Origin of the sequence: Rhodococcus sp. NPDC056506, assembly GCF_042794945.1 — a bacterium.
Lineage (GTDB): Bacteria > Actinomycetota > Actinomycetes > Mycobacteriales > Mycobacteriaceae > Rhodococcus_F.
The window spans coordinates 261571-274235 of record NZ_JBHTSW010000003.1; the positions used below are offsets into that span (position 1 = coordinate 261571).

The 12665-nt window shown below is 61.2% G+C and carries 15 protein-coding genes; 6 read left to right on the plus strand and 9 right to left on the minus strand.

Translation table 11 applies throughout. The features are described from left to right. Positions 1–105 precede the first annotated feature (105 nt). Positions 106–1374, plus strand: coding sequence for a VWA domain-containing protein (locus ACFQ6H_RS05065; RefSeq protein ID WP_378644408.1), 1269 nt, complete (start codon positions 106–108; stop codon positions 1372–1374). A gap of 1 nt (position 1375) precedes the next feature. Here ACFQ6H_RS05065 and ACFQ6H_RS05070 read toward each other — a convergent pair whose 3' ends face one another. The 4 genes from ACFQ6H_RS05070 to ACFQ6H_RS05085 all read right to left on the minus strand — a co-directional run bounded on the left by ACFQ6H_RS05070 (position 1376) and on the right by ACFQ6H_RS05085 (position 4755). Beyond that, positions 1376–2467, minus strand: a complete 1092-nt coding sequence (locus ACFQ6H_RS05070; RefSeq protein ID WP_378644411.1) for an alpha/beta fold hydrolase — start codon at positions 2465–2467, stop codon at positions 1376–1378. A gap of 146 nt (positions 2468–2613) precedes the next feature. Beyond that, positions 2614–3240, minus strand: a complete 627-nt coding sequence (locus ACFQ6H_RS05075; RefSeq protein WP_378644414.1) for a superoxide dismutase — start codon at positions 3238–3240, stop codon at positions 2614–2616. Further along, positions 3233–3805, minus strand: a complete 573-nt coding sequence (locus ACFQ6H_RS05080) for a flavin reductase family protein (protein WP_378644416.1) — start codon at positions 3803–3805, stop codon at positions 3233–3235. Before ACFQ6H_RS05080 ends, ACFQ6H_RS05075 begins: the two co-directional genes overlap by 8 nt. Before the next feature lie 104 nt (positions 3806–3909). Beyond that, the gene (locus ACFQ6H_RS05085; RefSeq protein WP_378644419.1) at positions 3910–4755 is read right to left on the minus strand and encodes an LLM class F420-dependent oxidoreductase; all 846 of its coding nucleotides are present in this window, start codon (positions 4753–4755) and stop codon (positions 3910–3912) included. 88 nt (positions 4756–4843) lie between these two features. Here ACFQ6H_RS05085 and ACFQ6H_RS05090 point away from each other — a divergent pair, with 88 nt between their 5' ends. From ACFQ6H_RS05090 to ACFQ6H_RS05110, 5 genes are all read left to right on the plus strand, one after another. After that, on the plus strand, positions 4844–5680 hold the full coding sequence (locus tag ACFQ6H_RS05090; protein WP_378644422.1) for a class I SAM-dependent methyltransferase: 837 nt from the start codon (positions 4844–4846) through the stop codon (positions 5678–5680). A gap of 243 nt (positions 5681–5923) precedes the next feature. Then, the gene (locus ACFQ6H_RS05095) at positions 5924–6781 is read left to right on the plus strand and encodes an ABC transporter permease (RefSeq protein WP_378644425.1); all 858 of its coding nucleotides are present in this window, start codon (positions 5924–5926) and stop codon (positions 6779–6781) included. Beyond that, positions 6778–7878 carry an aliphatic sulfonate ABC transporter substrate-binding protein gene (locus tag ACFQ6H_RS05100; RefSeq protein WP_378644428.1) on the plus strand — a complete coding sequence of 367 codons (1101 nt, stop codon included), beginning with the start codon at positions 6778–6780 and terminating at the stop codon, positions 7876–7878. Before ACFQ6H_RS05095 ends, ACFQ6H_RS05100 begins: the two co-directional genes overlap by 4 nt. Beyond that, on the plus strand, positions 7862–8689 hold the full coding sequence (locus ACFQ6H_RS05105) for an ABC transporter ATP-binding protein (protein ID WP_378542791.1): 828 nt from the start codon (positions 7862–7864) through the stop codon (positions 8687–8689). Before ACFQ6H_RS05100 ends, ACFQ6H_RS05105 begins: the two co-directional genes overlap by 17 nt. Before the next feature lie 81 nt (positions 8690–8770). Further along, positions 8771–8998 (plus strand): hypothetical protein, encoded by a 228-nt coding sequence (locus ACFQ6H_RS05110; RefSeq protein WP_007733785.1) that lies wholly within the window; start codon positions 8771–8773, stop codon positions 8996–8998. Between the two features lie 24 nt (positions 8999–9022). On the opposite strand, the gene ACFQ6H_RS05115 is transcribed toward ACFQ6H_RS05110, so the two are convergent. The 5 genes from ACFQ6H_RS05115 to ACFQ6H_RS05135 all read right to left on the minus strand — a co-directional run bounded on the left by ACFQ6H_RS05115 (position 9023) and on the right by ACFQ6H_RS05135 (position 12657). Then, the gene (locus tag ACFQ6H_RS05115; protein WP_378531923.1) at positions 9023–9211 is read right to left on the minus strand and encodes a helix-turn-helix transcriptional regulator; all 189 of its coding nucleotides are present in this window, start codon (positions 9209–9211) and stop codon (positions 9023–9025) included. Next, positions 9211–9621: a hypothetical protein gene (locus tag ACFQ6H_RS05120; RefSeq protein WP_378644430.1), complete on the minus strand. Its 411-nt coding sequence runs from the start codon at positions 9619–9621 to the stop codon at positions 9211–9213. The genes ACFQ6H_RS05115 and ACFQ6H_RS05120 overlap by 1 nt, the downstream gene beginning before the upstream one ends. Positions 9622–9711: 90 nt before the next feature. Continuing rightward, positions 9712–10230, minus strand: coding sequence for a GNAT family N-acetyltransferase (locus ACFQ6H_RS05125; protein WP_378644515.1), 519 nt, complete (start codon positions 10228–10230; stop codon positions 9712–9714). A gap of 19 nt (positions 10231–10249) precedes the next feature. After that, on the minus strand, positions 10250–11128 hold the full coding sequence (locus ACFQ6H_RS05130; RefSeq protein ID WP_378542795.1) for an SDR family oxidoreductase: 879 nt from the start codon (positions 11126–11128) through the stop codon (positions 10250–10252). Further along, complete coding sequence (locus ACFQ6H_RS05135) at positions 11125–12657, minus strand: flavin-containing monooxygenase (RefSeq protein ID WP_378644518.1); 1533 nt, start codon at positions 12655–12657, stop codon at positions 11125–11127. Before ACFQ6H_RS05135 ends, ACFQ6H_RS05130 begins: the two co-directional genes overlap by 4 nt. Positions 12658–12665 lie beyond the last annotated feature (8 nt).

The window sequence follows — 12665 nt, forward strand, 5'->3', positions numbered from 1 at the left end:
TCCCTCGAACAGTCTGCCTCGAGAATCCCGACGATTGCTGAAAGTGTGCTGTGATTCTTCTGACCGCCAGGCCGGCAATTCGAAGCGGCCAGCTAATCTTCCGGTATGGAGCTGGCGCGTGGGGCGAACACAGTCATTGACGGAACTTCATTGAAAGTGGCGGTGAGCGGTAGCGCCCCGGGCACGGTGGATCTGATGGTGTTCCAGCTCGATGATCGCAACAAAGTGCGCGATGACGCGGATTTCATCTTCTTCAATCAGCCGGTCTCACCCGAAGGCGCGGTGCGCTTGGAGTCCGGCGGCGTCATCGAAATCGACATCGCAAGGGTGCCCGCTGACATTCACCAGCTGAGTGTTGCCGTGGCGTTGGATGCGGCGGCAAACGGAACCCTTTCTTCAGTCCGTGACATGGGCGTCGTGGTGGAACAGGCCGGTTCCGTAGCGGTTGTGGCTCCGGCTTTGGGTCTGACGACAGAGAGAGCGGCGGTCCTCGTCGAGATCTATCGCCGCGGCGCGGGGTGGAAGCTGCGCAACGTGTCAGCTGGCTGGGACAGCGGATTGGCAGATCTGGTAACAGCATTCGGCGTTTCTGTCGACGAGGAACCGCAGACCCAACCTGCCGGGTCCGCTGAATCGGTAGACGGAATTCGGAGCGTGCCTGACGAGGCGAAACTCTCGATGGTGAAGCGGGAGAAGCTGGACCTCCGAAAACGTGAGGTGGCCAAGGTCCTGCTGACCAAGGGTGGCAAAGGAATTCGTGCGCGAGTGGTTCTGGTGATCGACAAAACAGGCAGTATGGCCAAGCAGTACCGCACCAGGGTGGTTCACCGCGTTGTCGAACGCATGGTCCCCGTTGCGATCCAACTCGATGACGACGGCAAACTCGAGCCTTACTTGTATGCAGTCAGCTTCATCAAGCTTCCCGAGATCTCCGTGCATGATGCGGAAGAGTGGTCTGACACCTACCTGCACTTACGCGGTTCGCACGGCGGTTTCAACTACGACAAGATCGGCGCCGCGAATCGCGAAGTGCCGATCATGACAGAGATACTCTCCGGCCTGACCCGTGGTTCGGCCCCTACGCTTGTCCTGTTCTTCACCGACGGCGGCTTCAGTGAGCGCAAGGAAATCACGAAACTGATGCGCGAAGCGTCTGGGCTTCCGGCCTTTTGGCAGTTCGTCGGAATCGGCAAGGCCAACTACGGAGTGCTGGAGAAGCTCGACGACCTCGACGGCAGGGTGGTCGACAATGCCGGATTCTTCGCGCTGGACGACATCGACACCGTCGACGACGCGCAGCTGTACACCCGTTTGCTGAGTGAGTTCCCGGATTGGCACAAGGCGGCTGTGGCGGCAGGCATCACGAAGCCGTGACTCAGCTGGTCGAAACCAGCTGCGGTGCATTCTCTTTCAAGAACTCGTCGATGAAAGTCCAGGTGGAATCTCGCGCGGTGGGACCGGCAACGAGACCGAGGTGACTGCCCGGTGCCTTTTCGAATCGAACTGACGGCGCTCCGGTGAGGACCGAGGTGATCGCCTCTACCGAAGCGATGGGTGCGATCACGTCAGTGGCGCCGCCGATCGCGAGAACGGGGACCTTCAGTACGGACAGTTTGATCTCACGTCCGGCAAGTGTGATGGCGTCGTTGTAAAGTCCGTTGCCGAGCATGAGTTGTTCGCAGATCTGCTGAAACGCCTTGCCGGGGTATCCAGGCATTGCCGCCATGAACTTGTCGATCGACTCCATGCGAGCCAGCGTCTCGGTGTCGTGGAGGTTACGCACGATGAACCACGGCTTGAGGACTTCACGCTGCAAAGCCGTCACCTTGTAGCTCGCCTGAACGAGGGGAGCGGGTAGTCCGCCGACGAGATTGGTCGCGGACGTGAGTGGCGTGTCACCGGTGTATTTGCCGATCAGCCTCAAGGGGCTGATGGCGGGAATTTTCGTGTAGTCGATCGGTGTGCCGATCGCGGTGATCGACGCGATCGGAAGGTCGGGGTGCGCGGAGCTCGTGAGTAGAGACATGGTTCCGCCGAGACTCCACCCGATCACGGAAACGGCAGCGCCGTCATGCAGATCCGATATGGAGCGGATCGCTTCGGGGATGATGTCGTCGACCCAGGCCTCGAATCCCATTCCGCGGTCGGAGTACCGCATGGTTCCGTAGTCGAGAAGATAGGGAGTGTTGCCGCCGCCGAGTAGGTGGGCGGCGAGGCTCTGGCCTGGACGAAGGTCGTAGCAATCGGCGGAAACTGCGAGGGGCGGCACGAGAAGAACCGGGTTGCCCTTCGGTGTCCACAATGCACCGAAGCGATATAGATCGCGGTGTGGACCTTCGCTGATCAGCACGGACGGGGTGCGTTCAGCCTTCTCGACGCCGTCGCCGAACGAGAGTCCCCACGCGTTGCGCGCTGCGGTGTCCAGCGTCGGACGCCACGTCGCGATCAAGCCACTGATATCCAGCACTGGTTCCCCTCGGAGTCGAATCGGCTGACGGCCGAGACGGCCGCGCTGGGTGTATGTTACCTGCCTTCACATACATCGACGTCTGGGGTGCAGAAACCCAGCTCGGCAACGGAGCCACCGTGCCGAGCTGGGTTGATCGGTAGTAATCAAGCCGGGACGATCAAGCCCGTCGCGGCAGTGGCCGTTGCGTAGCGCTGTGCGACGTCTGCCCAGTTGATGACATTCCAGTAGGCCTTCACATAGTCGGCCTTGACGTTCTTGTACTGCAGGTAGAACGCGTGCTCCCACATGTCGAGCATGAGCAGCGGAACGATGCCGATGCTGATGTTGCCTTGCTGATCGGTGAGCTGCTCGATGACCAGTCGCTTCCCGATCGTGTCGTAGGCCAGTACTGCCCAGCCGGATCCCTGCAAAGTGGTTGCTACAGCGGAGAAGTGGTTGACGAATGCGTCGAAGGAGCCGAAGTGCTCGTCGATCGCAGCCGCCAACTCGCCCTCCGGCCGCTCACCGCCGTTGGGGGAGAGGTTCTTCCAGAAGATGGAGTGATTGGTGTGTCCGCCGAGGTGAAAGGCGAGGTTCTTGCTGAGTAGCGGTGCCTTCGCGGTAATCGTGCCGTCTTCACGGGCGGCGGCCAACTGCTCGATTGCGCTGTTGGCGCCCGCCACGTAGGTGGCGTGGTGCTTGCTGTGGTGCAGTTCCATGATCTCGCCGGAGATATGGGGCTCGAGAGCGGCGTAGTCGTAATCCAGCTCGGGGAGAACGTATTCAGTCATGTGTCGTGCCTTCCTTTGAGGAGATGTTGTGAGGTGACAGGTTTCTGTAGGTTCGATCGTGATAGACCAGTGGCGCCGAAACCTGCTGAGGATCGATGACGTCGACTACGCGTGCGGTGACAATCACCGCGGAGCCACACGTTGTGGCATTCAAGGGAACTGCGCGCAGGGCATGGCCCGTCCCATGCAGGAACGGTTCACCGGTCGGCAGTAACGACCAAGGCATGTCGTCCCCGAAGCGTGCGGCGCCGCGGGTCGCGAACGTGGCAGCCAGTCGTTCGTTTGCCGAATTTGCCAGGTGAACAACAAAACTGCGGGCGCAAGCAATGACTCTGGCAGAACCTCGCAACGACTGCAGCGAGAACGCCAGAACTGCTGGATCGGCGCTGATCGAGATCACCGACGACGACGTGATGCCGGCCGGGCCGTCGTCGCCCGTTGCCGTGATGATCGAGACGCCGGCGGGATGGTTCCGGAACGCCTCGACGAAGGAGCTCCGGATGGACAGCTCCGAATCAACGGGGCTGTCCGAAACAGATTGGGTGCCAACCAGTTTTGTGGTCACTCCTCACCCCTCTTCTGCCTCGGTTTTTCTGTCGTTGCACTGTCTTGTGCAATACCGACGTTAAAACCTCGAGTGCGGTTGAGGTCAAGGCGCTGTGGCGGACCTCACCGTCCGAGCTTGGTTGCCAGACGTTCCATGTATCCGACAACCTCTTCGGGGCTCTTGTCCGGAGTGCCGAACATTGCTTCGGTGACACCGATGTCGGCCCAGTGGGCGAGCTTCTCCGGGTCGGGTTTGCCTGCCAGGACTGTTATTTCAGGCTCGCCGACCCTACCTGCTTCGGCCCAGATCTTTCGAAGCAGTTCTACGTTTCCGTCGATCTCCTGCTCGATGGGTGTGGTGATCCAGCCGTCGGCGGACTTGGCGATCCAATTGAAAGTCTTCTCGTTGCCGCCACCTCCCAGGAGGATGGGCGGACGGGGTTTCTGAACAGGCTTGGGCCAGGCCCAACTTGGCCCGTACTTCACGAATTGGCCGTCGTACGAAGCTTCCTCCTTCGACCACAGTTCTCCCATGGCTTCGAGGTACTCACGGAGTGCGGTCCGGCGCTTGTTCGGTGGTACGCCGTGGTCTGCGAGTTCCTCTGCATTCCAGCCGAATCCGACGCCGAAAACCACGCGGCCGTCGGAAAGGTGGTCCAGCGATGCGATGGTTTTCGCGAGAGTGATCGGATCGTGTTCGAGCGGGAGGGCAACGGACGTACCCAACCGGATGGTGCTCGTGACCGACGCCGCGGTGCCCAGGGCGACCCAGGGGTCGAGTGTGCGCATGTAACGGTCGTCGGGTAATTCGGCGGACTGGGTTCCGGGGTGATCGGAATCCCTCGACACCGGGATGTGAGTGTGCTCCGGAACGTAGAAGGCGTCGAATCCATTCGCCTCGGCAGCCTTTGCCGCCTCGGCGGGGCGAATGCCGCGATCACTGGTGAACAGGCTGAGTCCGTAGCGCACTGGTTCTCCTTCGGTGGTCCGTCGAAAAACTGTAACCTGTTCCAGGATCGTTCGGATAGGTTTCCGGCCGAGTAAATCGATTGCCGACGTGACCGAGGTCGTGGTGGACTCGGGCGGACTTGTTGTGGACCGAGAGGTGGAAGGGGCCCAGGCACAGTTCTTTCGCAACGGCGGGTCGACCCTGTTTCCGGAAGAAGTGGCGCTGCTCGGCGAGATTGCAGGCTCCTCGATTTTGCATCTGCAGTGCAATTCCGGTCAGGATTCGTTGAGCTTGGCGGCCCTCGGTGCCAACGTGACCGGCGTCGACCTCTCGGATTCCGCGATCGACTTCGCCCGAACCTTGTCCACGGAATCCGGCATTGCCGCCGAGTTCGAGCGAGCGGAAGTATCTGGATGGCTCCGCGAAGCTGCCGCCGCTGAAAGAAAGTTCGACCGAGTCTTTTCTTCGTACGAAACTGTGATCTGGTTGCCCGATCTCGACGAGTGGGCAGAGGGGATTGCCGGTGTTCTGGCGCCTGACGGTCGATTCGTTCTGGTGGAGTTTCATCCATTTGCCATGTGTTTCGACGAGAAGTGGTCGCTGACATACCCGTACGGAGGCGGGACCCCGGTGACGGAACCCGGTGGCGTCGGCGACTACGTGGCAGACTCAGTCGATCTTGTCTTGCCGGGTGCTCCGGGAGTTGGAATCGCGAATTTCGAAAATTCTTTCCCCTCATGTGAATTCAACTGGTCTATTGCCGAGGTACTCGGCGCGTTGCGGCGGGCCGGATTGCTGCTCGAGTCCTTCGACGAATACCCGTACGCCAACGGCTGGCAAGGATTCGAGGAGATGACCGAACTCGGCGGCAAACGCTGGGGAGTCCCGGCCGGACGTCCCGAGCTGCCGCTGATGTATTCGCTGTCCGTTCGTTTGGCAGGCTGACGCCTATTTCCCCCGCATTTGCGGGTAATTGACGACACAGGTACTAATTACCCCCATGCCCACGACGCCACTGACACGACGCATCGCCGTCGACCTGTGCCGTCTTGGTGCTCACTGCTGTTGCTGTTGATTCCTTCCGACTCTCCTGAGTGAGAATGGCGCCTCCCTGTGCGCCTTCGTCCTTGCATATGCACTCGTAGCTGCATATGTGCCGGAATTTCCGTACGTCGAGGAAGAACAGCGATGTCGACTTCTGTCGAAGCAAAAGAACCAACACCGGTTTCGGAATCGAACCGTGAGCCGCGTCGGCGGTGGGCTCCGAGTGTGACCACCGTAGGACTTCCAGTGCTTTCGGTGATCGCATTCTTGGTGCTGTGGCAGGTCGCGGCAGCCAGCGGGACCTGGAGTGAGACCTTCGTGCCGTTTCCTAGCACGGTCTGGCATGCCTTCGTCAACACGATGACCACACATGACGGAGTGCGGGGCTACCAGGGGTATTTGCTCTGGGAGCACCTCTACATGACGCTTCGACGGGTGCTGGTCGGTGTGATCATCGGCGTCGGATTGGGCGTCATTCTCGGATTGGCCATGGGATCGGTGTCATGGCTGCGGAGTCTGCTCGAACCGTGGTTGACGTTCCTGCGCGCGCTGCCGCCCTTGGCGTACTTCTTCCTGCTGGTGATCTGGCTGGGAATCGACGAGGCGCCGAAGATTACATTGCTGGCGCTCGCTGCTCTCCCGCCCGCAGCAGTGGCCACGACAGCTGCTGTCGTCGCGGCGCCCGTCGGGCTGGTCGAAGCGGCCAGAGCGTTGGGAGCTTCACGGGCACAAGTGATCCGAGACGTGGTCGTCCCGTCGGCCTTGCCGGAAACATTCACGGGAATTCGGCTGTCGGTGGGTATGGCGTACTCGTCGGTGGTCGCAGCCGAACTGTTCAACGGCATCCCTGGAATCGGCGGAATGGTCAAGGATGCAAGCAATTACAACAACACGCCGGTTGTGCTGGTGGGGATCTTCGCCATCGGATTCTCCGGCCTGATCATCGACGGACTGCTGCGGGCCGCAGAGCGCCGCGCCGTTCCCTGGAGGGGAAAAGTATGACTGACAATCAGAAACACGCCAGCAGCAACCTGACGCGCAGCAGCAACCTGAAGTACAGCGAGGGAAGGGCTTCCCGGACGGCGTTCACGGTGCTGATCGGCGTCCTCGCACTGGTTCTCGGTGCGTGCTCGGTGGATCATTCCGGCCAGGATTCGTCCAAGGAAACGATTCGCATTGCCTACCAGTCCTTCCCGAGCGGCGATTTGATAGTCAAGAACAACCGTTGGCTCGAAGACGCGCTGCCCGAGTACAACGTCAAGTGGACGAAGTTCGATTCGGGAGCCGATATCAACACCGCCTTCATTGCCGGTGAAATCGACTTCGGTGCAATCGGTTCGAGTCCGGTTGCTCGTGGACTCTCGGCACCGCTGAACATTCCGTACCAGGTTGCGTTTGTTCTCGATGTGGCCGGTGACAACGAAGCTCTGGTGGCCCGCAACGCAACCGGAATCAAGACCGTGGCAGATCTGCGGGGCAAGAAAGTGGCTACGGCATTCGCGTCGACCGCTCACTACAGTCTGCTGGCGGCTCTGAACCAGGCCGGACTCAGCGCAGATGACGTTCAGTTGGTGGATCTCCAGCCGCAAGCATCACTCGCCGCCTGGCAGCGAGGTGACATCGACGCCGTCTACACTTGGCTGCCTACGCTCGACGAACTCCGCAAGGACGGAACACAGTTGATCGCCAGCCGCGAGCTGGCGACGGCGGGAAAGCCGACGCTGGACCTGGGTGTGGTGTCGACCGCGTTTGCGAAGGATCACCCCGAGATCGTCGACACCTGGCGGCAGGTTCAGGCCCGCGCGCTCACGACGATCGCTACTGACCCGAACGCGGCAGCGGAAGCTGTTGCCGCGCAATTGGGCGCCTCCAAGGAAGACGCGGCAGCGCAGCTGAAGCAGGGTGTGTTCCTCACTCCCGAGCAGATCTCCTCGCCGGAATGGTTGGGCACCGAAGGCGCTCCCGGAAATTTGGCAGTGAACCTGCAGAGTGCAGCACAATTCCTGGCTGAGCAGAAGCAGATCGACAGTGTGCCTGATCTGACGGTGTTTCAGAATGCTCTCTATGTGAAGGGGCTTCCCGATGTCCTTGACCAGTAGCGTGACCGCACAGCAGGCGGTCGGAGGGTTCGCAGCCGACCGCCCGGGGGCGATCAGAATCGACACCGTCTCACACAAATACGGCCACGGCCGAGAGTCCGTAACGGCGCTCGGACCGGTATCGATCGACGTCGCACCTGGTGAGTTCCTGGTCCTCGTCGGAGCGTCGGGTTGCGGCAAGAGCACCTTGCTGCGGTTGATTGCGGGATTCGAAAACCCATCCAGCGGAACGGTTCAGGTGTCGGGATCCGACCCGATCCCCGGGTCGAGTGCGGGAGTGGTGTTTCAGCAGCCGCGGCTCTTCCCGTGGAAGTCCGTCGGCGGCAACATCGATCTGGCACTCAAATATGCCGGCGTTGCAAAGAGCGACCGCGGGCAAAGACGCGACGAACTCCTCGACCGCGTCGGGCTGGGCGGCACTGCGGACCGGCGAATCTGGGAGATCTCCGGCGGGCAGCAGCAGCGGGTGGCAATTGCCCGGGCCTTGGCGGCCGAAACGTCGTTGCTTCTGTTGGACGAGCCCTTTGCCGCGCTGGACGCCCTCACCCGCGAGCGTCTGCAGGAGGACCTCCGCAACGTCAGCGCCGAGTCCGGGCGAACGAGTGTCTTCGTCACTCACAGCGCCGACGAGGCAGCATTTCTCGGCTCCAGGGTCGTGGTCCTGACAAGCAGGCCGGGCAAGGTCGCGCTCGATCTGAAAATCGATCTGCCACGAACAGGCGTCGATCCCGACGAGCTCCGCGGCTCCCCCGAATATGCGGCATTCCGAGCCGAAGTCGGCCACGCCGTCAAGGTTGCCGCTGCAGCGTAGGTACCCTGCGCGTCGACTACCAGGCGACCGCGTCGATAATAGGAAGGAGAACGTGCAGGACACGACGAACAAGGAGTGGTCATGGCAACTGAGGTGGAGTCCGGTGACCTCGTGCAGGCAGCCGGCCATGCGGGTCCGTGGACGGTAGTCGAAGTTCGCCAGGGTATGGCGCTGCTCGAACACAGTGACGGGCACAGGTTGTCGCGTCGAACGACGACGCTGACCGTCGTCCGCAAGGGCTCGGGCAAGAAAGCAACGGCCGTCGAAGACGGGAACGACGAAAACGGATCGCCAACTCTGTTCGACTGAAACCGCAGCTCAACTGATCTTCCGTCAGTCCGAGAAGATGTCGTCTACGCGTTTGTCGAAGTATTCGGCGATTCGGAACGCCAGTGACAGGCGTGGGTCGAAGTGGCCCTTCTCGATAGAGATCACGGTCTGGCGCGTGATGCCGAGTGCGTCGGCGCACGCTTGCTGTGACAATCCGGCTGCCGTCCGGAGTTCTTGAAGGTTGTTGCGCATCAGATCTCGATAGTGGGGGTGCGGTCCCTCGACACTGCCCAGTACCGGATTCCGAAGTCGGCCAGCCCGAGGGCTGTAAACATTACGAGCGGCAGTTCGGGAGCGCCGAAGACATTGTGCGCGATCAGTGCGATCCCCATGGCAGTGATCAAGTCGGTGAACGCACCGAAGCCGGCCTTGCGACTCCATTCGGTTTCGACAGTGTCCTCGGGGTAGGCGGGGGCCTTGTTGTTCTCCGATGGAAAAAGGGCCCACGCCGACCCGATACAGGCCGGTGCCATGACGATTGCAAAGACGATGAAGGCCAACGTCTTCCGATCGTCGGCGGTCAATGCTGCGAAAAAGCTGAAGGCCAGCGTTGCTGCGACGCCGATACCGACGATCAGGCTCCACCGTGCAGTGGTGCTCATGAGGCCTCCCAGGGGTCAGAGTTCTTTGACATTCCTGAGCGTAGGGTCATGTCCACCGCATGTCAAAGAACTCTTACATTGCACTGAGGGTCAAACGACCCCGAAAGGCGCGGCATAGGAAAACTTCCCCGTCTGATCAGCGCGGTGCGCGGTGAGGGTCCTGATCTGAAAGTGAGCGCCCCACTCGGCTTCCGGGGGCTCGACCCCGACGTCGGTACTGGTGACGAATCCGAACCGGGGGTAGTACTCGGTGCTTCCGAGAAGCGCGAGCAGTGGCACGTCCTGGGCGTCGGCCGCACCGATTACGGCGTGCATCAGGGCAGAACCGACGCCGCTGCGCTGGTTGCCCGGCGTGACTGCCAACGGCCCGAGACCAACCGCCTCGACTTTTCTGACCCATCCGCGTGTCCCGATCACGAAACCGACGATCTCGCCGTCTGCCACGGCGACCAGTGACAACTTCGGCAAGTAGTCGTCCGAGGCGAAGAGTTGACGTGTCAGTTCGATCTCGATGGGAGTCTCGCCGGGCGGCGCCTGGTCGGCAAACGCCGCCCCGAGCAGTGAATAGACGGCGTCACGGTCGGAAGAAGTTTCGCGGCGGATGTACATGGCCACGAAACTACCCGCTTCATCTCCGATCGTGCTCCTCGTTTTCGGCCTGACGTGCCACTCGCTTTTCGTAGTCCGCGCGCCCGTTCGGATCTACCGATGTCAGTGCGCGACGATCGTCGATCACCCGGCGTCCGATGTTGATCATCCATTCGGGTACAACAGCGTCGATGAGGTCCCAGCCCGCAAGGTAACGCGGAACCGTAGTTTCGGCTCGTCGATGCGTGACGGTGTCGACGACGGCTTTGGCCACGACCTCGGGTTCAACGGTCGGCATGCCCTTTCCGAGTGGCACACCGGAGGAGAGTCCGGTGCGCACGGCGCTGGGCAGGATGGCGCTGACGCTGACTCCGGAATCTGCGAATTCGACACGGGCAGAAGCCGAAAGACCCACCGCGCCGAACTTGCTTGCGTTGTACACGGCCATTCCGGGCACGGGGAGCTTGCCTGCCATGGATGCGATGTTGACGACGTGGCCGCGTCGTCGTTCCACCATGCCGGGCAGCACTGCACGCATCCCGTGAATCGGCCCCCAGACGTTGACGTCGAGGGTGACTCGACTGGTGGCGTCGGACTCGTCGAGGAAGCCCCCGAGCGGCATCACCCCAGCATTGTTGACCAGAATGTCGATGTGACCGAATTCGCCGATCACTTTGGGGATGAACACATCCCAGGATTCGCGCGAGGTGACGTCAAGTGCGTAGCCGCGGGCTCGTGCGCCGATGGACGCGGCTGTGTCGACGGCTGTCTCCTCGTCGAGATCGCCGACGCAGACGAGTGCGCCGCGAGTTGCGAACAACTCAGCTGTGGCCCGGCCGATTCCGCGGCCGCCGCCGGAGATGACAACGACTGCTCCGTCGAGATCGATCGGCGGGTAGGTGGTGCCGAAGAGGCTCATGCGGTGTACTCCGGTTCGAGGGTGGTGGTGGGCTCAGAGGGCGTGAAAGCCGACGAAGGGTTGTCGGAGAGCGTGTGGTTGTAGGCATACGGATCGAAGTCTCGTAAGCGTCGACGCATGGCGCCGGACGACCACGGCCAGTTGAAACTGTTGCGGCCGTTGACGTCGAAGAAATAGCTTTCGCAACCACCCGCGTTGTAGACCGTGGTTCCCAGGGCTTCCTGAACCTGAGAGTTGAAGGCTGCCTGTACTTCCGGCCGCACGTCGATGGTTTGCCAGCCGTGCCGACGAGCGTGGCCGATCGCCTGCGCCACATAGTTCAGCTGGGCTTCCAAGATCATGAATGCGGACGTGTGCCCGGTGCCGAGGCTCGGCCCCAGCAGAATGAACGCGTTGGGAAATCCGCTGACGGCGGAACCGAAGTACGCCTGAGGGCTTCCCTGCCAATGGTCGTCGAGTGATCGACCTTCTCCGTCGAAAACCTTGGAGGCGATGGGCATGTCGAGGATGTGGAAGCCTGTTCCGAAGATGATGGCGTCCACCTCCGATTCCGCTCCGTCGGCGCCGATCACGGTGTTGCCGCGGATTTCTTCGACTGCATTGGCGTGGACGCTGACGTTGGGTTTGCCGAGTGCCGGATAGTACGAATTCGACATGAGCAGTCGCTTGCAACCGAGGGTGTAGTCGGGTGTCAGCGCCTTGCGCAGCTTCGGATCACGGACCTGCAGGCGCAACTGGGCCGAACCGAGTTTCTGCACGATGCGCAGGATCCACGGATTGCGGAATCCCAATCCGAGCGCTTCCATGATTCCGTATTCGATGCTGCGCAGGGCTTTGTGTGCTCCCGGTACGAATCGCATGACGGACCTTTCGATCCGCGGTACGTAGTGGTCGGGTTTGGGGAGAACCCATTGAGCGGTTCGCTGGTAGAGGTGAAGTGTGGAGACCTCGGAGACGATGCGCGGAACGAACTGGACTGCCGAAGCGCCGGTACCCACCACAGCGACGCGTTTCCCGGTCAAGTCGTAGTCGTGATTCCACTGCGAGGAATGAAACACCTCGCCCTCGAACGTTTCCAGTCCTGGGATAGCCGGTGTCAAGGGTTCGTTCCACGGACCCGCGGCTGCGATCACGAAACGAGCAGTGAGTTCGCCACTGGAAGTTGTGATGTTCCACAGGGATTGCGACGCATCCCACTGGGAGGAGAGCATTTCGACCCCGAAGCGAACATGCTTGTCGACGCCGTGGCGTCGAGCCGTATCGTCGATGTATTCGCGGATCTCCGGCTGCTCCGCGAACAATCGCGTCCACTCCGGATTGGCGGCAAAGGAATACGAGTACAGACCGGACGGAACATCGCAGGCACAACCGGGATAGGTGTTGGCGCGCCAGGTACCGCCGAGGGATTCGGCCTTTTCGAGCAGAACGAAATTGTCGATCCCGAGGCGCTGCAGATGAATGGCTGCACCGATTCCGGAGATCCCGCCGCCGATGATCACGACCTCGAAGTGGTCAGGTTCGTTGTTCACTGAGTCTG